The following is a 22,917-nucleotide window of genomic DNA, read 5'->3' as shown; positions in this document are numbered from 1 at the left end:
GCAAGGCCCGGTGCAGCACCAACCGCATCGGGCGCACGGTCGCTGCCATTCACGCCATCGAGATCGCCTGGCACTCAGGGTGAGAAGCGTTCACTCACCATGAGGGCTTACCCCCTCAGGAGACTTGTAGGTGGGAGACATCACAGTAAAAGCCAAAAGATCTTTCCCGGATTTTTCGGATTCACCACTATCTGCCCCCCTCTCGCTTCTGATGAGCGCCTCGACTTGCATCAGGTACTTCTGACCTTCATGAAATGCTTCGAGCTGCAACTGTCGAGCCTTGGAGTTCGCTCTGCCATACTTCTCGATGGACCAGTCTTCTTCGGGGAGTTTTATACGCAACCTCTCCATGCCTTCCTTGACGGCAGCCGGAGAGCCCCCGACGACCGACCAGGCATGATGCACGTAGTAGTTTCCCTTGCGCTTCCCATCGGTCCTCACAATGGGGCCGACCGGGCTCACCTTCCCCTTGACCCCGGTTATATCCAAAGCTCTGCTCGAAATTTCCTTGGTCTTCTCAATGGCGGAATCGGGGTGCAGCACCAAACGCTTCGACTTCGACGGCTCAGCGGCGCCCTCTTTTTCCTTCACAGCCTCACATCCATTGAGAGCCAAGACGACAACGAGGAATCCGACAAGACCGACCAGAGAACTCTTGCTTCGGCAAAATGAAGGCGATGCCTCAATCATAAGTCACCTCACCATGTTTTCCGGAAATCACTCGTGCTTGATTGAGGAGACTTTCCGAGGGGCGCGTCCCGTCGTCGTAGTCCCAATAGCCGCCGTGCCCCTTCGTGTCGGTCGCCATGCGGTTCGCCCCGAACAATTCATCACTCGGGGCAATGAAAGCACCGCCACCAAAGCTCAAATCGTGACCACCGTGACCCCAGCGGCCGATCTCCACCACCATGTCATCTCCATCGGCTCGCTGGCTCCATACATGCCCTTCGGGAACATCCATCTCGGATGCCTTGCCGACTTGAACGCCAGGACTTCCGACAAATATCACGTCGTCCGTGTTTAGTTCCCCTTGACGTGCCGCAGAGCCCACAACCGTGGTGCCGTAGCTGTGACTCACCACCGTGGTGTGGCTTCCTGAATCCCTGACATGAGAGGCATCGAGCCCGTTCATGAATTGGTTCAACTTGGGGGCGGCATCGTCGGCGTAGCGACTGAGAGGTGACTCTGTGATCACGTTCTGCGGAGCATCGTATCCGTACCAGGCAATGGTGGACACCTCTTCCTCCGGAGTCAGCTTGAAGCTTTCGACCCATAGTCCACTGGAACGGTCCATCCCAGATTGAATGTCCCCCAAGCGCGCCCCTGTACCCGGCACGAACACCGCTGTGTGGTCGGCGGTGTCGGGGTTGCCGTTGGCGATGACGGCGTGGCCCAGGTTTTTTGTGTCGAAGCCGAGGAGATAGGCCTCGGGCAGGCCGTTCTTGCCCGTCTGGTCGAAACGGTTCTCGATGGCCTTCATGCCCTTGTCGAGCTCGCCCAGCCGCTTTCGCTCCTCTTCCCACTCTCGCCAGGCGGAGTTCTCCACCCTTACCGTCTCCCCCTTCACCGAGACGGAGCGGTACCGTTCCGGTTCTCGGGCCAGGTGCTTGGCCAGCGCGTCGGCGGTGCGGGCCTGCTCCTCCTGGAGTACCACGCGGTTGGCGCCGTCACGGACCTCGGCCGGAAGACCGTCGAGAGCGCCGACGCTCGCCGGGTACAGGGACACGTAGGCGTCCCGCTCCTCGTCGGTGAGCCCCTTCCACCACTTGGCGTTCTCCTCCGGGGACTTGCCCTGGGGGATGTCGCCCTTCTCGTGGTCGTCGCCGGCGACCTTGTGGACCGCCTTGCGGTCGGAGCGGGCGTCCGACCACTGGGCGTTTCCGACCCTCAGCCCTCGCTCGGCGGTGAGCTTGGACAGGGTCCCCACGTACTGCTCGTCGATCCGCCGGGCGTCGTCCAGCGCACCGAGGACGGCCGCACTGATGTCCTCGGCCAGGCGTTTCTTCGGGTTCACCCCGATCTCGAACCGTCCGGCGTTGGGCATGGCCGGGGTGACCGGGCGGGTGCGCTCCTCGAACAGGTCGTGAACCCGCCCGCGGACCGTGCCGCCCGGTACCTCCTTACCGTCCAGTCCCTTGGCCGCCGGGTAGGTGACCGAGCCGTCGTCTCCGACGGTCAGCCCGTTCGCCTCGGCGTCGTCCAGTGCCCGCTTCAACTTCCGCTGCGGCTCGCCGAGGTCATCGGCCAGGCCGTTCAAGGCCGTCTGGATCAGGCCGCACTCCACCTGGATGTACTGGTAGTTACGGCTGAGTCTCTCCAGAGCCTTGAAGGCCGCGTCCTTGGTGTTGCCCTCCTGCGCCCGGATTTCGGCGAGCATCTGCTGGTCCACCCAGTCCATGTCCGCCTTGGCCTGGTCGCTGACCTTCTTCCAGCCGTCCGCTGCCTCTTCGTACTGCGATCGCTTCAGATCCCGCAGTTGGCCGACCGTCACCATTCCCGCGTCATCCCCCTCATGAGAAGTTCGCGATGGGGGACTTGGGACGGTCCTCGCGCCAGGAGGGCTTCGACGACAGCGAGGACATCTTCTCCTTGGTGTCGTTCTCGTTGCCGTCGTGGGCCTCCGCCGCGCTGGTGAAGGCCGTCTTCAGACGCGCGCACTCGTTACGCACGTCCCGCAGTCGGCCTTCCCAGCTGCTGCGCACCTTTCCCAGTGTTCCCGTGCAGGTGAAGCCCTCGGTCGCGGCGGCCAGACCGGTGTGGGCCTTTTCCAGTTCGGTGAGGGCGGTGGTCATCCGACCGTGCAGCGTCCCCGTCTTCTTCGCCAGGTCCCGCAGCGCCGCCGTGTCGATGTCCAGGTCGGGTACGCCCCCGCCACCCTTCGGTGTCCTGCCGTCCGCCGGCCGCCCGTTCAAACGCGTCCCGACGGTCGTCCACTCGTCCGCGAACCCCACGGTCTCCGTCCCCCTGTCAGTACGGCAGTCGATCCGCAGGGAACGTAACAGCGCGGATACGCTCCGCGCCTGAGTACATCCGCCTATGTTTTCCGGCCACGCGCCCTGCCCGTGGCCGGGCGGGATCTCAAGCCCGGCGGTGGAGCAGGCGGCCGGCGAGGACCGTGGCCAGGCAGAGGCCGTCGGTCTCGTCGTGGACGGCGAAGTCCGCGCGGGCGCCCGGAGAGAGGACGGACGGGCGGGGGGACGGAAGGACGACCAGCCCCGAACGGAGTACGGCCGTGCGGACCGCGGGCCGGGTGAACGGGCCGACGACGGACGTGACGCCCTCGCGGAGCAGGCGCTGCACCCCGCGGCGGGCGCTGGCGCCCCAGCGGGTCTCGTCCATCTCCAGGGCGGCCAGGGCCTCGCCGGTCAGGGGTTCCGTGCCGAGGGCGTCGGCCTCGCGCGGGTCGGGGTGGTAGGCGGCCTCCAGCCACGCCGCCGCGTCGGCCGCGCAGCGGCCGGGGCCGAGGACGCCGGACCAGCGGCGGGTGCGGGCCTCCGGATACTCCGCGTCCAGCTCCGCCAACGGCCCGACCGCCGCGATCCGGTCGCCCTCGACCGCCACCGCGTACCCCGTGACCGGCTCGCCATCCCCGGTGGGGCGGACGGCGAGCGGGACGTGAACCGTCAGCACGGCGAGGTCAGTTGGCGTCGAGGAGCTTGAGCTCCGGGTGGGCCGTGCCGCCCTCGATGGCCGTGGAGGACAGGTGGGAGACGACGCGGTCGTCCACCGGGTCGTTCGCCGGGTCGTCGTGGATCACCAGGTGCTCGTACGTCGTCGAGCGCTGCGCCGGGACGCGTCCGGCCTTGCGGATGAGGTCGATCAGCTCCAGGCGGTTGGAGCGGTGCCTCGCCCCGGCGGAGGAGACGACGTTCTCCTCCAGCATCACCGAGCCCAGGTCGTCCGCTCCGTAGTGGAGGGAGAGCTGGCCGATCTCCTTGCCCGTCGTCAGCCACGAGCCCTGGATGTGGGCGACGTTGTCGAGGAAGAGCCGGGCGACGGCCAGGATGCGCAGGTACTCGAAGATCGTGGCCTGGGTGCGGCCCTTCAGGTGGTTGTTCTCCGGCTGGTAGGTGTACGGGATGAAGGCGCGGAAGCCGCCGGTGCGGTCCTGGACGTCGCGGATCATCCGCAGGTGCTCGATGCGCTCGGCGTTGGTCTCGCCGGTGCCCATCAGCATCGTGGTGGTGGACTCCACGCCCAGCCGGTGCGCGGTCTCCATGATCTCCAGCCAGCGCTCGCCGGACTCCTTCAGGGGTGCGATCGCCTTGCGCGGGCGCTCCGGCAGCAGTTCGGCGCCGGCGCCGGCGAAGGAGTCCAGTCCGGCGTCGCGGATGCGGGTGATGGCCTCCTCCACCGTCACGCCCGAGACGCGGGCCATGTGCTCGACCTCGGAGGCGCCGAGGGAGTGGATCACCAGCTCGGGGAAGCGCTCCTTGATGGCGGAGAAGTGCTTCTCGTAGTACTCGACGCCGAATTCGGGGTGGTGGCCGCCCTGGAACATGATCTGGGTGCCGCCCAGCGCGACGGTCTCCTCGCAGCGGCGCAGGATGTCGTCCAGGTCGCGCGTCCAGCCCTTGGCGGTGTCCTTGGGGGCCGCGTAGAACGCGCAGAACTTGCAGGCGGTCACACAGACGTTGGTGTAGTTGATGTTCCGTTCGATGATGTACGTCGCGATGTGCTCGGTGCCCGCGTAGCGGCGGCGGCGCGCCGCGTCGGCGGCCTGCCCCAGCGCGTGCAGCGGGGCGTGCCGGTAGAGCTCCAACGCCTCCTCAGCGCTGATCCGTCCGCCCTCGGCGGCGCGGTCGAGTACGGACTGGAGGTCGGCGTTCTCGGTCACCGGGCGGTCCTTTCGGGACGTGGTGGTCGGGTCGGTCCAGCGTCCTGGCGCGGGATCCGATCCAGCCTACGCCAGCGTCCGTACGGCGTTCCGGCCGGTCAGTCCACTCTGCTGAGTTCCCCCGCGGGGTTGCCGGCCCCGGCGTCGCGGGACTCGTAGCGCAGCCGGCCGTCCCCGGTGAGGGTGAGGACGACCGTGGAGGTGTTCCCGGTGCACACCTCGACGCCGAGCACCTCGGGGGAGTCGCCGACGCTCTCGTCGGTGACCGTCAGCCGGTCGTCCGTGATCTCCTCGACCGTGCCCTTGGCCCTGCACTCCTCGCCGAGCAGTTCAGAGACGATCTTCAGGGCCTCGTCCCCCTTCCCGCCTTCGGAGATCGTGAGGGTGACGGTCGGGTTGGACAGGCCGGTCGCGCTGCGGACCTGCCCCCGCCAGGTGCCGAGGAACGCCTCGGGCACCGTCGTGGGCTTCCCGCCGTTGTCGCTCTTCCCCTCCTCGGGGAGGAGGAGGAAAGCCCCGGCGGCCGCGGCGGCCAGCACTCCGGCGGCGGTGAGGACGGCCGCGCGGCGGCGGCCGCGTCCCGGCTTCCCGCCGTCGCCGGCCCGGTCCGCGCCGGGGGTGCTCCGGTGCGTGGGCGGCGGCCCGAAGGCGCCCGGGCTCCCGGCGGGGCGGCCGGGCGGCCCGGCGTACGGGTCTGCGTACGGCGCCGGGTGGGGCCCGTGGTCCGCCTCCAGCTCCAGCAGTTCCACCGCGCGGCGGCTGACCCCCTCCACCACCGGACCCGGCAGCCAGCCGGTGCGGACGAGTCCGGCCGCGCCGGCCGCGCCCGCCAGCCGCCGGGCGACCTCGGCGGGGGCCGGGCGGGCGGCGGGGTCCTTGGCCAGGCAGGCCTCGACGGTCTCGCGCAGCGCGCCCGGCAGGCCGCCCAGCTCCGGTTCCTCGTGGACCACCTGGTACAGCAGCACCGCCGGGTTGTCGCCGGGGAAGGGCGGTGTGCCCGAGGCCGCGAAGGCGAGCACCGCACCGAGCGAGAAGACGTCCGTGGCCGGACCCGTTCTCCTGCCGAGGGCCTGCTCGGGCGACATGTAGCCGGGCGAGCCGACCACGACGCCGGTGGAGGTGAGCGAGGCGGTGCCCTCCAGGGCGCGGGCGATCCCGAAGTCGATCAGGCGCGGGCCGTCCAGCGTCAGCAGGACGTTCGACGGCTTGACGTCCCGGTGCACCAGGCCGAGCGCGTGCACGGCGGCCAGCCCCTCGGCCAGTCCGGCCCCCAGCGCCCGTACGGTGTGCTCGGGCAGCGGTCCGTGGTCGGCGACCGCCTGCTGGAGCGCGGGGCCGGCCACGTAGCCGGTGGCCACCCAGGGCGTCGCCGCCTCCGGGTCGGCGTCGAGCACCGGCGCGGTCCAGGCGCCGCCGACCCGCCGGGCGGAGGCGACCTCGCGGCGGAAACGGGCGCGGAACTCCCCGTCCGCGGCGAGGTGCGGGTGCACGACCTTCACCGCGACGGCCCGGCCCCCGGGGCTGCGCCCCAGGTAGACCCGTCCCATGCCGCCGGCTCCGAGCCGCCCCAGCAGCCGGTAGTCGCCGACGGTCCGTGGGTCGTCCGCCTCCAGCGGCCGCATGGCACCCCGCCTCCCCCCCGTCGAAGTACGGTTCTCAGCTTAGGAGTTCGACCCTCACATCGGCGGGGAAGCCGGTGGTGGGCCCGACCCGGCGGGCGAACTCCGCGATGCCCGTGAGCTGCTCGGGACCCAGCCGGAAGTCGAGGGTGGTGAAGTAGCGCTCCAGCAGGGCGGCGTCGAAGGCCTCCCAGCGGGCCGCCTGTTCGGCCACCTTGCCGACCTCCTCCAGGGACAGGTCGCGGGAGGCGAGGAAGGCCCGGTGGACCTCCCGCACCGTCTCCGGTTCCCGCTCCAGGTAGTCGCGGCGCGCCGCCCAGACGGCGAAGACGAAGGGGAGGCCGGTCCACTCCTTCCACATCAGGCCCAGGTCGTGGACCTCCAGGCCCAGCCGGGGCGCGTCGTGCAGGGAGGCGCGCAGGGCGGCGTCGCCGATCAGGACGGCGGCCTGCGCCTCCTGCATCATCAGGCCCAGGTCGGGCGGGCAGGTGTAGTAGTCGGGGGCCAGTCCGTACCGCTCGGCGAGCAGCAGCTGCGCCAGCCGTACGGAGGTGCGGGAGGTGGACCCGAGGGCGACGCGTTCGCCGTCGAGGCTCTCCAGGGGGCCCTTGGAGACGATCACGCAGGACATCACCGGCCCGTCGCAGCCCACCGCGATGTCCGGCAGGGCGACCAGGCGGTCGGCGTTGCGGAGGTACTCCACGAGGGTCACGGGGCCGATGTCGAGCTTCCCGGCCACGAGCTGTTCGCTCAGTCTCTCCGGGGTGTCCTTGGTCAGCTCCAGGTCCAGCAGGGTGCCGGTCCGGGCCAGCCCCCAGTAGAGGGGGAGACAGTTGAGGAACTGGATGTGCCCGACGCGGGGCCGCCTCCGGGGGTGGTCGGCGACGGGCTGGTCAGCGGCAGAACTTTCCACCACGCGAGGCTATCCCCGCCGGGGTCGCGGGCCGGGCGGGGGGTGGTCACCCGGACGGCGGCACGCCGGGCCGATCAACCTTCCCCTCGGGGGGATGCCGTGCTACGCTCGCAGCAAGTTGCAGTTTGGTTTCCCTTGCAGTACAGAGCCTGCGGAGCATGTGACCGCGGGCTCTCGTCGTTTTCAGAGTTCCTGTGGGTTCTGGAGCAGGGCAACCCTTATAGGCCCAAGGAGGGCTTATGGCTACCGGAACCGTCAAGTGGTTCAACGCCGAAAAGGGCTTTGGTTTCATCGCCCAGGACGGCGGCGGTCCCGATGTGTTCGTTCACTACTCCGCGATCAACGCCAACGGTTTCCGCTCCCTGGAGGAGAACCAGGCGGTCACCTTCGACGTGACGCAGGGCCCGAAGGGTCCGCAGGCGGAGAACGTCACCGCGGCCTGAGTTGCCCCGGCTCGGCCAGAGCCCTGGCCGTGTCGGCACGGAGTCCCCTCGGTACAGGGGCCCGGCGCCGGCAGACGACCGGATAAGCAGTACCCAAGGAGCCCCCGCCCCGGCGGGGGCTCCTGCCTTTGCCCGGCCCCTCCCGCGGCGGGCCGCGGACCCGGCGGCGGACCGCTCGCGCCCCCGCGTCGAGGAACCGTCCCACCGAGGACACCGTTCCGGGGCGGGTTCCGGGGCGTCCGGGACCGTGCCGGACCCGGACGCCCCGAACGCGGACTGGCCCCTTCCGTTCCCGGCGGGGAAGCGGAAGGGGCCCGTGGAGCCGGCCGGACCGGGTCGGTCCGGCCGGCCGGGGATCAGGCCGGGACGGTGGCCGGGTCGGCGCCGCTGCGGGGACGGTCGGCGCTGCCCGCCCCGGTCCCGTCGGCGTCCTCGGTCCCGTCGAGGTCGAAGCTCCGGGCGCTGTGGAACGCGTCCAGGTCGAGGATCTTCTCCCGGGACGCGACCAGGACCGGGACGACGGCCTGGCCGGCGACGTTGGTGGCGGTCCGCATCATGTCCAGGATCGGGTCGATCGCCAGCAGCAGACCCACGCCCTCCAGCGGCAGCCCCAGCGTGGAGAGGGTCAGCGTGGTCATCACGGTGGCGCCGGTGAGACCGGCGGTGGCGGCCGAGCCGACGACGGAGACGAAGGCGATCAGCAGGTAGTCGCCGACGCCGAGGGACACCCCGAAGATCTCCGCGACGAAGATCGCGGCGAGGGCCGGGTAGATCGCGGCGCAGCCGTCCATCTTCGTCGTGGCCCCGAACGGGACGGCGAAGGACGCGTACTCCCGGGGCACGCCCAGTCGCTCGGTGACCTTCTGGGTCACGGGCATGGTGCCCACCGAGGAGCGGGAGACGAAGGCGAGCTGGATCGCGGGCCAGGCGCCGCGGAAGAAGCGCAGCGGGCTGACCCGGGCGACCGTCGCCAGCAGCAGCGGGTAGACGCCGAACATCACCAGCAGGCAGCCGATGTAGACGTCGGCGGTGAAGGTGGCGTACTGGCCGATCAGGTTCCAGCCGTACTCGTTGATCGCGCGGCCGATCAGGCCGAGGGTGCCCAGCGGAGCCAGGCGGATGACCCACCACAGGGCCTTCTGCAGCAGGGCCAGGGCGGCCTCGGCGAAGGACAGCAGCGGGGCGGCCTTCTCACCGAGCTTCAGGGCGGCGACGCCGGCGACGGCGGCCAGGAAGACGATCTGGAGGACGTTCAGGTCGGTGAACGGCGTGACGACGTTCTCCGGGATGATCCCGGTCAGGAAGTCCAGCCAGGAACCTGTGCTCTCGGGCCGGCCGCCGTCCTTCGGGGACAGGCCGGTGCCGGAGCCGGGGTCGGTGAGCAGGCCGATGCCCAGGCCGATCGCGACGGCGATCAGCGAGGTGGCCATGAACCACAGCAGGGTGCGGGTCGCCAGCCGGGCGGCGTTGGAGACGTTCCGCAGGTTGGTGATCGAGACGGTGATCGCGAGGAAGACCAGCGGGCCGACTGCCAGCTTCAGGAGCTGGACGAAGATCCCGCCGATCCGGTCGAGGGTGGTGCCGAGCCAGGCGGCTCCGGTGCTGCGGGCGATCCAGCCCAGCACGACGCCCAGGACCAGGCCGAGGAGGATCTGCGCCCAGAAGGGCACTCTCGGCAGGCGGGCCCGGCGTATGCGCGGGGACGGATCGGAGGACGTGTTGGTCGACACGTTCGATGACACGGACACACTCCCGTGGGCGTGGGGGGACACGTTGCCTCCGGACACCCGGAGGACTCGACGGTCCCGGAAAACTCGGAAAGGGGGAAGGGCGTGCCGGAGGGGTGTCCGGCCGCCGGGGCGCGTCGCTCAGCGGGGGCGACAGGCCGCGGACAGACAGCGGCAGAGGTCGACGTGCAGCCGGGCCACGAGCATCGTGCTCCTGGCCTGCGGAGTGGTGGTGCCGGCTGGTGTCGTCACGGTCCTCATGCCTGTGGTGCGCCGTCGGTGTCGTCGGTCTTCCCGGGCCGCCCGGTGGAGGCGGCGTCCGTCGGGTGCCCAACGCCCCGCCGGGAGGATGTATTCCCGGCGGGGCGCCGTGTTGCCCGGAAGGGGGTGTGACGAGGATTACGGCGAGGATTACGCCGCCTCGTCCTCCTGGCTCTGGTGGGCGGCGATCTTCCGCTTGGCGCGGTCCACGCGCTCGGCGATCTGCACGGACATCTCGTCGCGCTGCCCGCGCAGCAGCACCAGGCTGAGCGGTGCGGAGACGACCATCGCGAGCATCAGGAGCCACAGCGGGTTGGCCTTGCCGATGGCCTCGGGGAGCACGCCGACGTAGGCGAGCGCCGCGACGACCACGAAGCAGGCGACGAAGAGGCCGAACCGCATGGCCGTGTAGCGGAGCGTCGCGTGCGGCCTGCGGCCCGGTGCGGCGTCCCGTGTGTTCTCCGGCTTGTTCTCCGGTGTGCTGGTCACGGTGGTGGTCCTTTCGTGTGGCCGGCGTCAGCGGAGCTGGAGCCACATGGTGATGTCGTCCCGGAAGTCGTCGTCCGCGACCCTGATGGCGTCGGGGACGCGGCCGACCTCCTTGTAGCCGCACGATCCGTAGAACCGCTCCAGCCCCATCCCGCCGCGGCAGGTGAGCCGTATGCCCCGTATCCCGTCCATGCCCCGGACGGCCTCCTCGACGGCGGCCATGAGATCCCGGCCCTCGCCCCGGCCCTGGCGGGCCGGGTGCAGCATCACGGTGTACAGCCACACCCAGTGTCGCATCAGCCGGTGCGTGTTGAACGTGAGGAAGGCGGTGCCCGCGACCTCCCCGTCCTCGTCGCGGGCCACCATCAGCCGCACCCGCTCCTCGGCCATCGCGGTGAGGTGCCTGACCAGCTCGGGCCTCACGTCGTCGGCGGTGACGGGCGGCACGAAGCCGACGGCGCCGCCCGCGTTGACCACCTCGGCCCACAGGGCGCAGATCCCGTCGGCGAGCCGCCGGTCGACGGGGGGATCGAGTTCGTACCGCAGTGCCATCGGTGTCTCTTCCGCCGTCCGCCGCCGCGTCAGACCCGCATGGGCTGCGGGGACTCGCGCCGCAGCGGGTCGGGGCCGTCGTACTCGCGGACGACCTCGTAGCGGGTGTTCCGCTCGACCGGGCGGAACCCGGCGTCGCGGATCAGCTCCAGCAGGTCCTCGCGGGTGAGCTTGTTGGGCGTGCCGTAGTTGTCCGCGTCGTGGGTGATCTTGTACTCGACGACCGAGCCGTCCATGTCGTCCGCGCCGTGCTGGAGGGCGAGCTGGGCGGTCTGCACGCCGTGCATCACCCAGAAGACCTTCACGTGGGGCACGTTGTCGAACAGCAGCCGGGAGACCGCGAACGTCTTCAGGGCCTCCGCGCCCGTGGCCATCGTGGTGCGGGACTGGAGGCGGTTGCGGATCTTGCCGTCCTTCATGTCCACGAAGTCGTGCTGGTAGCGCAGCGGGATGAAGACCTGGAAGCCACCGGTCTCGTCCTGGAGTTCGCGCAGCCGCAGCACGTGGTCCACCCGGTGGCGGGGCTCCTCGATGTGGCCGTAGAGCATGGTGCAGGGCGTCTTGAGGCCCTTGGAGTGCGCCAGCCGGTGGATGCGCGACCAGTCCTCCCAGTGGGTGCGGTGGTCGACGATGTGCTGCCGCACCTCCCAGTCGAAGATCTCCGCGCCGCCGCCGGTGAGCGACTCCAGGCCGGCGTCGATCAGCTCGTCGAGGATCTCCGACGCCGACAGGCCCGAGATCGTCTCGAAGTGGTGGATCTCGGTGGCGGTGAACGCCTTCAGCGAGACGTTCGGCAGGGCCTTCTTCAGCTCCCGCAGCGAGCGCGGGTAGTAGCGCCAGGGGAGGGTGGGGTGGAGGCCGTTGACGATGTGCAGCTCGGTGAGGTTCTCGCCCTCCATGGCCTTGGCCAGCCGCACGGCCTCCTCGATGCGCATGGTGTACGCGTCCTTCTCCCCCGGCTTGCGCTGGAAGGAGCAGTACGCGCAGGAGGCGGTGCACACGTTGGTCATGTTGAGGTGGCGGTTGACGTTGAAGTAGACCACGTCACCGTTGAGCCTCGTGCGCACCTCGTGGGCGAGGCCGCCCAGCCAGGCCAGGTCGTCGGACTCGTACAGGGCGATGCCGTCCTCGCGGCTCAGCCGCTCGCCGGCCCGGACCTTCTCCTCCAGCTCACGCTTGAGCCCAGCGTCCATGCGTCGCCGCCTCCTTGTCCTGTGTGCGGGGGTTGCGGGTGGTCCTGTGTGCGGTCGGCCGTCCGTCACGGGCGGCCCACCGAGCCTACGCCTCCCCCCGGCCCCGGCCGGACGGGGCCCCTCGCCGGCCCCGCCGGCCGGCCGTCAGTCCTCGCCGCCGGGCAGTTCGCCGACCCGGTTCTCCCACTTGGTGGAGAGCACGATCGTCGTCCGGGTCCGGGAGACGCCCTTGGTCCCCGAGAGCCTGCGGATCGTCCGCTCCAGGCCGTCCACGTCGGTGGCGCGCGCCTTGAGCATGAAGGAGTCGTCGCCGGCGATGAACCAGCAGTCCTCGATCTCCGGCAGGTCCCGCAGCCGGTCGGCCACCTCCTCGTGGTCCGCCGCGTCGGAGAGCTGGATGCCGATCAGCGCGGTGACCCCGAGGCCCAGCGAGGAGGCGTCCACGGTCGCGCGGTAGCCGGTGATGACCCCCGCCGCCTCCAGCCGGTTGATGCGGTCGGTGACGCTGGGCCCGGAGAGGCCGACGAGCCGGCCCAGTTCGGCGTACGAGGCCCTGCCGTTCTCGCGCAGCGCCTGGATGAGCTGTCTGTCCACCGCGTCCATGCGTCCTGGTGCCTTCCGTCGTCACGCGCTGTCGGTTGTCTGTGACCGAATCTAAGGCATACGGACCCATCGCCCTAAGACTGGCCCTGTGCGGCCCCCAGCTCGCCTTCCCATCGGCGGTAGAGCCGGTGGGGGACCCCCACCGCGTCCAGCGCACGGCCGGCGACGAAGTCGACCAGGTCCTGGATGTGGGCCGCCCCCGCGTAGAACGCCGGCGAGGCCGGCAGCACCACGGCCCCGGCCTCGTCGAGGGCGACGAGGTGCCGGAGCGTGGGGCCGTTCAGCGGCGTCTCGCGCACGGCGACGACCAGCGGGCGCCGCTCCTTGAGCGTCACGCCCGCCGTCCGCTGGAGCAGGTCCTTGGACAGGCCCAGCGCGATCCCGGCGACGCACGCCGTGGAGGCCGGCATCACGATCATGCCCCTGGCCGGGTACGAGCCCGACGACGGTCCCGCGGCCAGGTCCCCGGCCGGCCAGTAGCGCACGGTGCCGCCCGTCCCTGAGCCGCCGGAGCCGTCGGTGTCGTCGGTGTCGTCCCCGGGGATCTCCACGTCGTACGCGTCCGGTGTGCCGTCCGCGCCCCGGGCCAGCCAGCGCCGCAGGTCGTCGCGCCAGTGGGCGTCGCGGAAGGGGTGGCCGGTCTCGTCCAGCAGGGTCAGCCGGGCGGCCCTGCTGACCACCAGGTCCACGTCCTCGCCCGCCGCCAGCAGCGCGCGCAGCACCGACGCGGCGTACGGCGTCCCGGACGCCCCGGACACACCGACGATCCACGGCCGTCGCACACTGTCCCTCACGGCACCGAGCCTAACGTCGTCAACCGCGTCCCCTCGCCGGCCGGGTCGTCCCGGACCCGGCCGCGTCCGCCCCTGAGCACTTGGATCGTCACATGCCCATCATCCGCAAGAGCCTGGCAGCCGCCTGCTGCGCCCTCCTGCTCGCCGCCTCCGCCGCCTGCGACGCCTCCGAACCGGCCGACGCGGAGAGCAGGGTCCGCGGCGCCGTCGAGAGGCTCGGCGAGTGGGAGGCGGTGTCGGTCACCGCGCGCGTCGACGCCTCGGCCGACGAGGTGTACGCCTTCCTCCGCCGGGCCCAAGACGGCGGGACGGCCCCCACCCGCGCGGACGCGGCGTCGCTGTCCCGGATGGAGGTCTCGTTCACCGTCGGCTCGGACGAGCCGCTGAAGGACACCGGCGACGGGGACCGGCTCGACTCCGGCCTGATGGTGAACTTCGGAGGCCTGGACCTGGCCGGCTACCGGTCGCTCGGCACGGACGTCTACGTCCGCGCCGACTGGAGGAGGCTGGACGCCGAGTTCGGCGGCGGCCACGCCACGGTGTCGCAGGCCGCCGGTCTGGCCCGCTCCGCGGACGGTCTGCCGCCCTCCCTGGCCCCCGCCCGGGACCTGTTCCAGGGCAGGTGGGTGCAGATCGACCCCGAGGAGTTCGACCACTTCGCGCGGGCGCTGGGCGGCAAGTACGGCAGGCGCGCCCAGCGGCTGGCCAACAGCGCGGACCTCCTGCAGAGCCCCGCGGCCCAGCACCACGTGATCGACTCGGTGCGCCGGGCCCTGGACGGGCACGCCTCCTTCCGGGACGCCGGGAGCCGCGACGGCGCCGAGCACGTCGCGGTGTCCCTCCCGGCCCGCGAGGTCGCCGGCGATCTGGCGGACGCCCTGGGCCCGCTGGAGGAGCGCTTCGACGGCATCGGGTTCGCCTGGCTGGAGCGGGCGCCGGACCGCGAGGTCACCGTGGACCTGGCGCTGCGCGGCGGAACCCTGTCGAAGATGACGGTGGACCTGGGGCGGTTCCTCGGCGCGGAGGGCGGGAAGGGGGACGGGCAGGACGACCGGGGCCCCGGGGTGCTGCCGCTGACGCTGTCCTTCGCCCCCGGGCAGGCGGTCCCGCTGAGGGTGCCGGAGGGCGTGAGGTGGCTGGACCCGCAGGACGTGATGGCCGCGGCGCTCTACGAGAGGCTGGGCGCCTCCGGTTCCTGACGGCGAAGGAAGCGGAGTTGGAACTTCCGCCACGGTCCGTGACGTTGCCGTACATGACGGCGGAAGCGGGCACATCCACCGCGCCGGTCGCGGGTATGTCTCCGGCCACGGCGACCATGGAGACGACCGCGCCGAAGACGGCGGCGCCGGCCGGCACGTCGGACAGCGAACGGGAGAGGCCCTGATGGTGTACGGACCGTACGGATCGACGACCGGCGCGGCTCGCCCGTCGCGTGCGGGCAAGGCGGTGTCGGCGGGTGTGCTGATGCTGGCCTGGGTGGCCCTGCTGTGGCTGCTGGAGGCGGTCGACGTCGCCACCGGCCACTCCCTCGACGCCTACGGCGTCTCGCCCCGCGACACGGACGAACTGGCCGACGTCGTACCGGCGTCGTTCCTCCACTTCGGCTGGGACCACGTGGCGGCCAACAGCGTGCCACTGCTGGTGCTCGGCTTCCTCGCGGCCGTCCGCGGCATAGGCCGCTTCCTCGCCGTCAGCCTGACGATCATCGTCGTCAGCGGGGTCGGCGTCTGGCTGACCGCGCCGGAGCACTCCATCACCGCGGGCGCCTCGGGCCTGGTCTTCGGGCTCTTCGGCTACCTGCTGGTCCGCGGCTTCGTCGACCGCGACGCCCTGGACATCACGGTGGGCGTCACGGTCGTCCTGGTCTACGGCTCGATCCTGTGGGGCGTGCTGCCCACGTCCTCGGGCATCTCCTGGCAGGGCCACCTCTTCGGGCTGGTCGGCGGGGTGCTGTCGGCGTTCTGGTTCCGCCGCACCCCGGTCGGCCGGTCCCGGCGGGCCCGGCTCGCCCCCTGACCCGCCCGGGGCCGGGGCGGGGCGGGCGCCGGACTCCCGGGGCGGGTCCGGCCGTCAAGCCGTCAGACCGTCAGGCCGCGCAGCGCCAGATCGGCCAGGGCGCAGGCGAACAGGGCGATGCCGATGAAGCCGTTGACGGTGAAGAACGCCCGGTTCAGCCGGGACAGGTCCCCGGGCCGCACGATGGAGTGCTCGTAGCAGAACGCCGCCACCACGATCGCCAGGCCCGCCCAGTACACCGCCCCGGCCTCCGTCAGCACCCCGTACCAGGCCAGCAGCGCCACGGTGACGACATGGCTGACGCGGGCGCCGTACAGCGCCCCGGTGACGCCGAAGCGCGCCGGGACGGACCGCACCCCGTGGGACCGGTCGGCCGCCACGTCCTGGCAGGCGTAGATCAGGTCGAAGCCGCCGATCCAGATCCCGACCGCCAGCCCCAGGACCACCGCCTCCCACGACCAGGCGCCGGTGACGGCGATCCACGCGCCGACGGGCCCCATCGCCTGGGCCAGTCCGAGGATGGCGTGCGGGAAGTCGGTGAACCGCTTCCCGTACGGGTAGACCACCATCGGCACCACGGCGACCGGCGCGAGCGCCAGGCACAGCGGGTTGAGCAGCGCGGCGGCCCCGAGGAAGACGGCCAGGGCGATCAGCGCGCCCGTCCACGCGGTGCGCACCGACACCGCCCCGGTGACGATCTCCCGGCCGGCGGTGCGCGGGTTGCGGGCGTCGATCTCCCGGTCGATGATCCGGTTCGCGGCCATGGCGAAGGTGCGCAGCCCCACCATCGCGACGGTGACCAGGAGCAGCTCCCACCAGTGGACGCTGCCGTCGTCGAGGAACATCGCGGTGAGCGAGGCGATGTAGGCGAAGGGCAGCGCGAAGACCGAGTGCTCGATCATCACCAGCCGCAGGAACGCCCTCACCCTGCCCGCGGAGGGGACCGGCTGGGGCCCGGTGACGCCTTCGGTGACCGAACTCACAGCCCGTACTCCCGCCAGCGCCGGGTGACCTTCTCCGCGGTCTCCGGGTCGGAGAGGACCATCTCCGGCCAGCCGCCGTCGCGCGTGTAGCCCTCCTCGGGCCACTTGGCGGTGGCGTCGATGCCGGCCTTCCCTCCCCAGAACTGCTGGTAGGAGGCGTGGTCCAGGTGGTCGACCGGGCCTTCGGTGAGGAGCAGGTCGCGGGAGTAGTCGGTGTTGCCCAGGGCCCGCCAGGCCACCTCGTGGAGGTCGTGGACGTCGCAGTCCGCGTCCACCACGATGATCAGCTTGGTGAGCGACATCATGTGCGCGCCCCAGATGGCGGACATCACCTTCTGCGCGTGCTTGGGGTACTTCTTGTCGATCGAGACGATCGCGCAGTTGTGGAAGCCGCCCGCCTCCGGCAGGTGGTAGTCCACGATGTCCGGGACGATGATCTTCAGCAGCGGCAGGAAGAAGCGCTCCGTGGCCCGCCCCAGCGGGCCGTCCTCCGTCGGCGGGCGGCCGACGACGATCGACTGGAAGACCGGCCGTCTGCGCATCGTCACGCAGTCGATGGTCAGCGCCGGGAAGTCCTCCTGGGGGGTGTAGAAGCCGGTGTGGTCGCCGAACGGCCCCTCCGGCAGCATCCTGCCCGGCTCCAGCCAGCCCTCCAGCACCACCTCGGCGCGGGCCGGGACCTGGAGCGGCACCGTCTTGCAGTCCACCATCTCCACCCGCTTCCCCTGGAGGAAGCCCGCGAAGAGGTACTCGTCGATGTCGGCGGGCAGCGGCGCGGTGGAGGCGTACGTCACAGCCGGCGGGCAGCCGAAGGCGATGGCGACCGGCAGCCTCTCCCCGCGCCGCGCGGCGACCTGGTAGTGGTTGCGGCTGTCCTTGTGGATCTGCCAGTGCATCCCGATGGTGCGCTTGTCGTGGCGCTGGAGCCGGTACAGGCCCAGGTTGCGGACGCCGGTCTCGGGATGCCTGGTGTGGGTCAGGCCCAGGTTGAAGAAGGACCCGCCGTCCCCGGGCCAGGTGAACAGCGCGGGGAGCTTCTCCAGGTCCACGTCGTCGCCGGTGAGCACCACGTCCTGGACGGGCGCCTCCTTGACCTTCTTCGGCGGCACGTGGGCCATGGAGCCGAGCTTGCCGAACGCCTCCCGCACCCCGATGAAGCCGTGCGGCAGCTCCGGTTTGAGGAGCCCGCCGATCTTCTCGCCGATCTCGTCGTACGAGGTCAGGCCGAGCGCCTTGAGGAGGCGGCGGTCGGTTCCGTAGACGTTCATCGCCAGCGGCACCGGGGTGCCCTTGACGTTCTCGAAGAGCAGCGCCGGCCCGCCGGACTTCTGGACCCGGTCGACGATCTCCCCGATCTCCAGATGGGGATCCACCTCGGCCTTGACGCGAATGAGGTCACCGTCACGCTCCAAGGCCCGCAGCAGCGAGCGGAGGTCGTCGTAAGCCATGGGGCAAGTATCCGACACCCATTACCCTGGGCGTGTCACGGGGCCTTCTCCCGGTTCCGGCCCGTATCCCGCGGCCCGACGGGGCCACAAGAGCCCACCACGTGCCGTACTACCGCTTCACAGGGGGCGTTGCCCATGCTCAGGCTTCTTCCGACCGTTCTCGTCCTGGCGGTGTGGATCTACGCCTTCATCGACTGCCTCAACACCCCCGAGAACGAGGTCCGCAAGCTGCCGAAGGCGGCGTGGATCTTCATCGTCCTGTTCTTCGGGATGGCGTTGATGGGTTCCATCGCCTGGTTCGTGGCCGGCCGGCCGCGCCGGAACGCCCCCTACGGGGCGGTCCGGCCCGCCGAGCGCCGCTGGGTCGCACCGGACGACAACCCCGAGTTCCTGAAGTCGATCGGCGAGCGGACGCGCCGTCCCGAGCCCGAGTCCGGGCAGGCCGGTGAGGGCGAGCCGGCCGACGGCTCCGCCGCGGCCGAGCGCCCGGAGAAGGCCGACGGGCCGGTCCGCGACGAGAGCCGCAACCAGGAGAGCGGGCCGGAGGACAACGTCCCGCCCGCGGCCTGAGAGCGAGCGGCGGCCGGGCGGGTCCTCCCCGCCCGGCCGCCGCTCGTTCCGCGCGTCCCTTCTGTGCCGTTCCTCACACCCCGCCGTAGGAGTGGAGGCCGTCGAAGAAGATGTTGACGCCGTAGTAGTTGAAGAGGAAGCACAGGAAGGCGATCACCGCCAGGTAGGCCGCCTTGCGTCCCTTCCACCCCGCCGTGGCGCGGGCGTGGAGGTAGGCGGCGTAGCCGACCCAGGTGATGAACGACCAGACCTCCTTGGGGTCCCAGCCCCAGTAGCGTCCCCACGCGTTCTCGGCCCAGATCGCGCCCGCGATGATGGTGAAGGTCCAGAACGGGAAGACCGCAGCGTTGATGCGGTAGGCGAAGCCGTCCAGGGACGCGGCGCTGGGCAGCCGCTCCAGCACGGAGGTGGCGAGGGCGCCCGGCTTCCCGCCCGCCTCCAGCTTGGCCTCGTAGCGGTCCCGGAACAGGTACAGCAGCGTGGAGACCGCGCCGATGTAGAACAGCGCGCCGCAGACGATGGCCAGCGAGACGTGGATCCACATCCAGTACGAGTCCAGCGCCGGGACGAGCTGGTCGCTCTCGGTGTAGAACACCACGATGGCCAGGCCCAGGTCGAGCAGCACCGTGGTGACCAGCGGCAGCCCGATCCAGCGGATGTCCTTCTTCGCGATCAGGAAGCCCAGGTAGGCGCCGACGGCGACCATCGAGAAGGCCGTCGAGAACTCGTACATGTTGCCCCAGGGGGCGCGCTGCACCGACAGGGCGCGGGTGAGCACCGCGCCGAAGTGCAGCAGGAAGGCCAGGACGGTGAGCGAGACGGCGATCCGGCCGTACAGGTCGCCCTTCTCGTCCCCGCCCGCCGCGCCGGGTCCGTCCGGGACGTCGGCCCGGCGTCCGGTCGCGGACCGGGTGACGACCTCCGGCTTCTCCAGCACCTTCGTGCCGCCGGAGGTCCGCACGGTGACGGAGACCCCCCCGGCTGCGGCCGTGCTCCCGGCCTTCCCGGTGTCCTTGGCGGTCAGCGCGGCGGCCGTGCGGGCCACCTTGCTGCGGCTGCCGAACACCCACTCCACGATGTGCGCGACGAAGGCCAGGGCATAGACGGCCATCGCCGACTTGATCAGCACGTTGCTGAACTCGGCCAGGCCCTCGTTGGCTGCGACGGCGATGTCCACTGGGTTCACTCGGTCTCTCCTCGTGACGAGGGTCCGGCGCCTTCGGCGGCACCGGGCGCCGCCGCGGTCTTCCCCGCGGCGTTCGGTTCTCTCTCGGTGTCCCCGGCCGCGGGCGGTGCGGCCGAGGGCGGCGCGCCGGACTGCAGCGCGAGGGCCAGGTCGCCCAGTTCCTCGGGGATCCTCACGGACTCGCTGCGGCCGAGCGCGGCCATCTCCACGACGGTGGTCCCGTCCTCGCCGCGCTCGGCGCGGATCCACACCCGGCGGCGCTGGACGAACAGCGACCCGGCCAGTCCGAGCACGGCGGCGACCGCCCCGGCCAGCGCCCAGCCCTCGCCCGGTTCCTGGGAGACCTGGAAGCTGGCCCACTCCTTGACGCTCTCGAACTTCAGCGTGCCCGCGCCGTCCGGCAGCTCCACGGACTCGCCCGGGCGCAGGTCGGCGCGGAACAGGTCGCCGTCCTCGTCCTCGAACTGCTCCATGTTGTCGGTGTCGAGCTGGTAGACGTTCTGCGGGAGACCGGAGTCGACCCCCAGGTCGCCGTGGAAGGCGTTGAGGGACAGCACCGGGTAGTCCAGCTCGGGGAACGTCGAGTGAGGTCCGCGCTCGGCGTCGATCCCGTAGGTGGGCGTGAAGATGCCCTGGAAGCCGAGCTGGTCCCGCTCGCCGTCCTTGTCCCGGTAGTCGGTGACCTTGATCACGCCCGTGGAGGTGATGTTGCCGTCCTGCGGGAGGAAGGGCACCGGGCCCCGGTAGGCCAGCTCCCCCTGCCCGTCGGTGACGCTGACGACCGGCGCGTAGCCGTGGCCGATGAGGTAGACCTGGGTGTCCCCGACCTCCAGCGGGTGGTTCACCTCGATCCTGGCCTTCCGCTCCTTCCCGTCGGCGCCCTCCCAGTACGTCACGTCGGCCCGGAAGTCGCGCGGTGTGCCGCGCTGCGGGCCGCTGCGCTCGAAGGACGCCTCGAAGTCCTTCAGCGTGAAGCCGAAGGAGTCCATGGCGCCGACGTCGTACAGGGCGCCGGAGGTGAAGTCGTCGTACTGGGTGAGGGTGTTGGCGAAGCCGTCCCCCTCCACGATCAGCTTGCCGCCCTCGGACCTCCACTGCGTGCCCGCCGCGAAGGCCAGCAGCATCACGATCAGCGAGACGTGGAAGACCAGGTTGCCGACCTCGCGCAGGTAGCCCTTCTCCGCGGAGACCGATCCCCCGGCGGGGGACGCGTCGGGCCCGGCCGTCCGGAAGCGCCGGCCGCGCAGCAGCGACCGCGCCGCCGTCAGGACCTCCTCGGGCCCGGTGTCGGTGCGCCAGGCGGTGTGGGCGGGCATCCGGGTCAGGCGGCGCGGGGCGCGCGGCGGGCGGCCGCGGAGCTGGCCGACGAACTGCCAGGTCCGCGGCAGGATGCAGCCGATGAGGGAGACGAACAGCAGGATGTAGATCGCGGAGAACCACACCGAGCTGTAGACGTCGAAGAGCTGGAGCTTGTCGTAGAGCGGTCCCAGCGTCTCGTGCCGCCGCTTGAAGTCCTCGACGACGGAGGGGTCCGCGGAGTTCTGCGGGATCATCGACCCCGGCACCGCGGCGAGCGAGAGCAGGAACAGCAGGATCAGCGCCACTCTCATCGAGGTGAGCTGGCGCCAGGCCCACCGGGCCCAGCCGACCGGCCCCAGGGAGGGCACCTCGAGCGCGGTCTCCTCGCGGGGCGCGGTGGAGAGCCGGGCGCCCGCCTCCCGGTGCTCGGTGTTCTCGGCGGTGTTCTCGGCCGTGTTTTCGGCGGTGTTCTCGGCCGCGTTCTCAGCGGTGTTCTCGACGTCGGCTGTGGCCATGTCAGATCCCTACGGTGAAGCCGGCGGTCCAGGCGCGGAGGTCGGCGAGCATCAGGTCCCAGACTCCGGTGAGCATGAGGACGCCCAGGACGACCAGCATCCCCCCGCCGGTCCTCATCACCCACACGTAGTGCCGCTTGACCCAGCCGAACGCGCCGAGCGCCCGCCGGAAGGCCACGGCGGTCACCACCAGCGGAAGGCCGAGCCCGAGGCAGTAGGCGGTGGTCAGCAGCGCTCCCCGCCCGGCGCTCGCCTCGTTGAGGGCCAGCGCGTTGACGGCGGTCAGGGTGGGCCCCAGGCAGGGGGTCCAGCCGACGCCGAAGAGCACGCCCAGCAGGGGCGCGCCGGCCAGGCCCACGGCCGGTCTGCGGTGGAAGCGGAGATCGCGCTGCCCCACGCCTCCGAGCAGGCCCATGAAGAGCAGGCCCATCACGATCAGCAGCACGCCCAGGATCCGGGTGATCACCTCCTGGTGGCCCAGGAGCGTCTGCCCGAAGTACCCGAAGAGGGCTCCGCCCGACACGAACACCGCGGTGAAGCCCATGACGAACAGGGAGGAGCCGAGCACCATCCGCCACCGCCGGGCGTCCGCCAGGTCGGCGCCGCCGATCCCGGTGACGTACGACAGGTAGCCGGGGACCAGGGGCAGCACGCAGGGGGAGAAGAACGACACGAGCCCGCCCACCAGCGCGACGGGGACCGCGATGAGCAGCCCGCCGGAGAGCACGGTCTCGTTGACGCCCGTGGCGGAGGCGAGGTGGTGCATCCGCCTCACTTCTCCTTGATCAGGGGATCGAGGATGGAGCGCAGCTCCTCCTCGCCGAGTTCCTTGAGGGCGCGCACGGCGATCTTCCCGTCACGGTCGATGACGATGGTCGAGGGGATCGTCTGCGGGTTGAGGCTGCCCTTGGGGAAGCGCAGGAGGAGCTTCCCCGAGGGGTCGTACAGGCTCGGGTAGGGGACCTCGAACTCCTTCTCGAACCGCTGGGCCGGGACCCGGTCCGTGTCCCGGGTGTTGATCCCGACGAACTGCACCCCTTCGTCCGCGGTGTCCTCCGCCACCTTCACCAGGTGCGGCATCTCGGCGCGGCAGGGCGGGCACCACGAGCCCCACACGTTGACGACCAGGATCTTGCCCCGGTAGTCGGCGGTGCTCAGCCGCTTCCCGTCCACCGTCTCGCCGGAGAGCTCCGGAGCGGGCCGGCGGTCGCCGGGCTTCACCTTGGTGACCGCTCCCGTGCCTGCCACGTAGTTCGTTCCGGAACCGCCGCCCTGCGCCTCGCTGTCGCCGCCGCATCCCGACAGGAGCAGTGCGCACGCCGCCGCGGCGGCCGCGGACAGCCGGAAGCGCCGACGGAGTCCGGTAGCGCGAAGAATCATGTGAAAAGTTTCCCATGCTCCCCGTGCGGCCCTTCCCCCGCCCCCGGCCGAGGCGGAGCCCCAGGCTCCGGACCTGCGTCTCTCCCCGC

General features: G+C 71.0%; 23 protein-coding genes. 4 read left to right on the top strand and 19 right to left on the bottom strand.

The features are described from left to right. Positions 1-90: 90 nt before the first annotated feature. The 7 genes from ABD358_RS26995 to ABD358_RS26965 form a co-directional block, all read right to left on the bottom strand. Positions 91-690 carry a hypothetical protein gene (locus ABD358_RS26995; protein ID WP_344633774.1) on the bottom strand — a complete coding sequence of 200 codons (600 nt, stop codon included), beginning with the start codon at positions 688-690 and terminating at the stop codon, positions 91-93. After that, entirely contained in the window at positions 683-2,494 is a 1,812-nt protein-coding gene (locus tag ABD358_RS26990; protein ID WP_344633773.1) for an alpha/beta hydrolase, read from the bottom strand. The genes ABD358_RS26995 and ABD358_RS26990 overlap by 8 nt, the downstream gene beginning before the upstream one ends. A 16-nt stretch (positions 2,495-2,510) precedes the next feature. Beyond that, the gene (locus tag ABD358_RS26985) at positions 2,511-2,951 is read right to left on the bottom strand and encodes a hypothetical protein (RefSeq protein ID WP_344633772.1); all 441 of its coding nucleotides are present in this window, start codon (positions 2,949-2,951) and stop codon (positions 2,511-2,513) included. Positions 2,952-3,078: 127 nt separating this feature from the next. After that, on the bottom strand, positions 3,079-3,630 hold the full coding sequence (locus ABD358_RS26980) for an imidazolonepropionase-like domain-containing protein (protein WP_344633771.1): 552 nt from the start codon (positions 3,628-3,630) through the stop codon (positions 3,079-3,081). A gap of 7 nt (positions 3,631-3,637) precedes the next feature. Next, positions 3,638-4,837 carry a cyclic dehypoxanthinyl futalosine synthase gene (gene mqnC, locus ABD358_RS26975; RefSeq protein ID WP_344633770.1) on the bottom strand — a complete coding sequence of 400 codons (1,200 nt, stop codon included), beginning with the start codon at positions 4,835-4,837 and terminating at the stop codon, positions 3,638-3,640. A 98-nt stretch (positions 4,838-4,935) separates the two neighbouring features. After that, positions 4,936-6,459 carry a serine/threonine-protein kinase gene (locus tag ABD358_RS26970; protein ID WP_344633769.1) on the bottom strand — a complete coding sequence of 508 codons (1,524 nt, stop codon included), beginning with the start codon at positions 6,457-6,459 and terminating at the stop codon, positions 4,936-4,938. Positions 6,460-6,493: 34 nt separating this feature from the next. Further along, entirely contained in the window at positions 6,494-7,369 is an 876-nt protein-coding gene (locus tag ABD358_RS26965; RefSeq protein ID WP_344633768.1) for a menaquinone biosynthetic enzyme MqnA/MqnD family protein, read from the bottom strand. A gap of 239 nt (positions 7,370-7,608) precedes the next feature. On the opposite strand from ABD358_RS26965, the gene ABD358_RS26960 reads away from it, so the two are divergent. After that, positions 7,609-7,812 (top strand): cold-shock protein, encoded by a 204-nt coding sequence (locus ABD358_RS26960; RefSeq protein WP_093660436.1) that lies wholly within the window; start codon positions 7,609-7,611, stop codon positions 7,810-7,812. 356 nt (positions 7,813-8,168) lie between these two features. Here ABD358_RS26960 and ABD358_RS26955 read toward each other — a convergent pair whose 3' ends face one another. The 6 genes from ABD358_RS26955 to ABD358_RS26930 all read right to left on the bottom strand — a co-directional run bounded on the left by ABD358_RS26955 (position 8,169) and on the right by ABD358_RS26930 (position 13,431). Then, positions 8,169-9,554, bottom strand: coding sequence for a dicarboxylate/amino acid:cation symporter (locus ABD358_RS26955; RefSeq protein ID WP_344633767.1), 1,386 nt, complete (start codon positions 9,552-9,554; stop codon positions 8,169-8,171). Positions 9,555-9,950: 396 nt separating this feature from the next. Next, complete coding sequence (locus tag ABD358_RS26950; RefSeq protein ID WP_344633766.1) at positions 9,951-10,289, bottom strand: DUF4229 domain-containing protein; 339 nt, start codon at positions 10,287-10,289, stop codon at positions 9,951-9,953. Positions 10,290-10,316: 27 nt separating this feature from the next. Further along, the gene (locus ABD358_RS26945; RefSeq protein WP_344633765.1) at positions 10,317-10,841 is read right to left on the bottom strand and encodes a GNAT family N-acetyltransferase; all 525 of its coding nucleotides are present in this window, start codon (positions 10,839-10,841) and stop codon (positions 10,317-10,319) included. A 29-nt stretch (positions 10,842-10,870) separates the two neighbouring features. Further along, positions 10,871-12,034, bottom strand: a complete 1,164-nt coding sequence (gene mqnE, locus ABD358_RS26940) for an aminofutalosine synthase MqnE (protein WP_344633764.1) — start codon at positions 12,032-12,034, stop codon at positions 10,871-10,873. Between the two features lie 144 nt (positions 12,035-12,178). After that, a complete protein-coding gene (locus tag ABD358_RS26935) occupies positions 12,179-12,637 on the bottom strand; it encodes an Lrp/AsnC family transcriptional regulator (protein WP_344633763.1) in 459 nt (152 codons plus the stop codon). A 74-nt stretch (positions 12,638-12,711) separates the two neighbouring features. After that, the gene (locus tag ABD358_RS26930; protein WP_344633762.1) at positions 12,712-13,431 is read right to left on the bottom strand and encodes a UbiX family flavin prenyltransferase; all 720 of its coding nucleotides are present in this window, start codon (positions 13,429-13,431) and stop codon (positions 12,712-12,714) included. A gap of 92 nt (positions 13,432-13,523) precedes the next feature. On the opposite strand from ABD358_RS26930, the gene ABD358_RS26925 reads away from it, so the two are divergent. Together ABD358_RS26925 and ABD358_RS26920 are read left to right on the top strand one after the other, a co-directional pair. Then, positions 13,524-14,630, top strand: coding sequence for a hypothetical protein (locus ABD358_RS26925; RefSeq protein WP_344633761.1), 1,107 nt, complete (start codon positions 13,524-13,526; stop codon positions 14,628-14,630). A gap of 184 nt (positions 14,631-14,814) precedes the next feature. Then, positions 14,815-15,447, top strand: a complete 633-nt coding sequence (locus ABD358_RS26920; protein WP_344633760.1) for a rhomboid family intramembrane serine protease — start codon at positions 14,815-14,817, stop codon at positions 15,445-15,447. Between the two features lie 62 nt (positions 15,448-15,509). Here ABD358_RS26920 and mqnP read toward each other — a convergent pair whose 3' ends face one another. Together mqnP and ABD358_RS26910 are read right to left on the bottom strand one after the other, a co-directional pair. Continuing rightward, positions 15,510-16,430, bottom strand: a complete 921-nt coding sequence (mqnP, locus tag ABD358_RS26915) for a menaquinone biosynthesis prenyltransferase MqnP (RefSeq protein ID WP_344633759.1) — start codon at positions 16,428-16,430, stop codon at positions 15,510-15,512. Beyond that, positions 16,427-17,878 carry a menaquinone biosynthesis decarboxylase gene (locus tag ABD358_RS26910; protein ID WP_344633758.1) on the bottom strand — a complete coding sequence of 484 codons (1,452 nt, stop codon included), beginning with the start codon at positions 17,876-17,878 and terminating at the stop codon, positions 16,427-16,429. The genes mqnP and ABD358_RS26910 overlap by 4 nt, the downstream gene beginning before the upstream one ends. 135 nt (positions 17,879-18,013) lie before the next feature. Here ABD358_RS26910 and ABD358_RS26905 point away from each other — a divergent pair, with 135 nt between their 5' ends. Next, complete coding sequence (locus tag ABD358_RS26905) at positions 18,014-18,448, top strand: PLD nuclease N-terminal domain-containing protein (protein WP_344633757.1); 435 nt, start codon at positions 18,014-18,016, stop codon at positions 18,446-18,448. A 73-nt stretch (positions 18,449-18,521) separates the two neighbouring features. Here the strand turns inward: ABD358_RS26905 and ccsB are convergent, their stop codons facing one another. From ccsB to ABD358_RS26885, 4 genes are read right to left on the bottom strand one after another with little or no spacing between them, the layout of a single operon-like run. Then, positions 18,522-19,625 carry a c-type cytochrome biogenesis protein CcsB gene (gene ccsB, locus ABD358_RS26900; protein ID WP_344633776.1) on the bottom strand — a complete coding sequence of 368 codons (1,104 nt, stop codon included), beginning with the start codon at positions 19,623-19,625 and terminating at the stop codon, positions 18,522-18,524. 5 nt (positions 19,626-19,630) lie between these two features. Further along, positions 19,631-21,448, bottom strand: coding sequence for a cytochrome c biogenesis protein ResB (gene resB / locus ABD358_RS26895; protein ID WP_344633756.1), 1,818 nt, complete (start codon positions 21,446-21,448; stop codon positions 19,631-19,633). 1 nt (position 21,449) lies between these two features. After that, positions 21,450-22,214 carry a cytochrome c biogenesis CcdA family protein gene (locus ABD358_RS26890; protein ID WP_344633755.1) on the bottom strand — a complete coding sequence of 255 codons (765 nt, stop codon included), beginning with the start codon at positions 22,212-22,214 and terminating at the stop codon, positions 21,450-21,452. A 5-nt stretch (positions 22,215-22,219) separates the two neighbouring features. Beyond that, positions 22,220-22,828 (bottom strand): TlpA family protein disulfide reductase, encoded by a 609-nt coding sequence (locus tag ABD358_RS26885; RefSeq protein ID WP_344633754.1) that lies wholly within the window; start codon positions 22,826-22,828, stop codon positions 22,220-22,222. Between the last annotated feature and the right edge of the window lie 89 nt (positions 22,829-22,917).

Source organism: Streptomyces glaucosporus (assembly GCF_039533345.1).
Classification (GTDB): domain Bacteria; phylum Actinomycetota; class Actinomycetes; order Streptomycetales; family Streptomycetaceae; genus Streptomyces; species Streptomyces glaucosporus.
This window is presented reverse-complemented; position numbering and strand designations above follow the sequence as displayed.

Bases quoted from the DNA above. Each gene is read 5' to 3' on its own strand.
- ABD358_RS26995 (WP_344633774.1), bottom strand. From the start codon at position 690: ATGATTGAGGCATCGCCTTCATTTTGCCGAAGCAAGAGTTCTCTGGTC.
- ABD358_RS26990 (WP_344633773.1), bottom strand. From the start codon at position 2,494: ATGGTGACGGTCGGCCAACTGCGGGATCTGAAGCGATCGCAGTACGAA.
- ABD358_RS26970 (WP_344633769.1), bottom strand. From the start codon at position 6,459: ATGCGGCCGCTGGAGGCGGACGACCCACGGACCGTCGGCGACTACCGG.
- ABD358_RS26960 (WP_093660436.1), top strand. From the start codon at position 7,609: ATGGCTACCGGAACCGTCAAGTGGTTCAACGCCGAAAAGGGCTTTGGT.
- ABD358_RS26945 (WP_344633765.1), bottom strand. From the start codon at position 10,841: ATGGCACTGCGGTACGAACTCGATCCCCCCGTCGACCGGCGGCTCGCC.
- mqnE (WP_344633764.1), bottom strand. From the start codon at position 12,034: ATGGACGCTGGGCTCAAGCGTGAGCTGGAGGAGAAGGTCCGGGCCGGC.
- ABD358_RS26935 (WP_344633763.1), bottom strand. From the start codon at position 12,637: ATGGACGCGGTGGACAGACAGCTCATCCAGGCGCTGCGCGAGAACGGC.
- ABD358_RS26925 (WP_344633761.1), top strand. From the start codon at position 13,524: ATGCCCATCATCCGCAAGAGCCTGGCAGCCGCCTGCTGCGCCCTCCTG.
- ABD358_RS26920 (WP_344633760.1), top strand. From the start codon at position 14,815: ATGGTGTACGGACCGTACGGATCGACGACCGGCGCGGCTCGCCCGTCG.
- ABD358_RS26910 (WP_344633758.1), bottom strand. From the start codon at position 17,878: ATGGCTTACGACGACCTCCGCTCGCTGCTGCGGGCCTTGGAGCGTGAC.
- ABD358_RS26905 (WP_344633757.1), top strand. From the start codon at position 18,014: ATGCTCAGGCTTCTTCCGACCGTTCTCGTCCTGGCGGTGTGGATCTAC.
- resB (WP_344633756.1), bottom strand. From the start codon at position 21,448: ATGGCCACAGCCGACGTCGAGAACACCGCTGAGAACGCGGCCGAGAAC.
- ABD358_RS26890 (WP_344633755.1), bottom strand. From the start codon at position 22,214: ATGCACCACCTCGCCTCCGCCACGGGCGTCAACGAGACCGTGCTCTCC.
- ABD358_RS26885 (WP_344633754.1), bottom strand. From the start codon at position 22,828: ATGATTCTTCGCGCTACCGGACTCCGTCGGCGCTTCCGGCTGTCCGCG.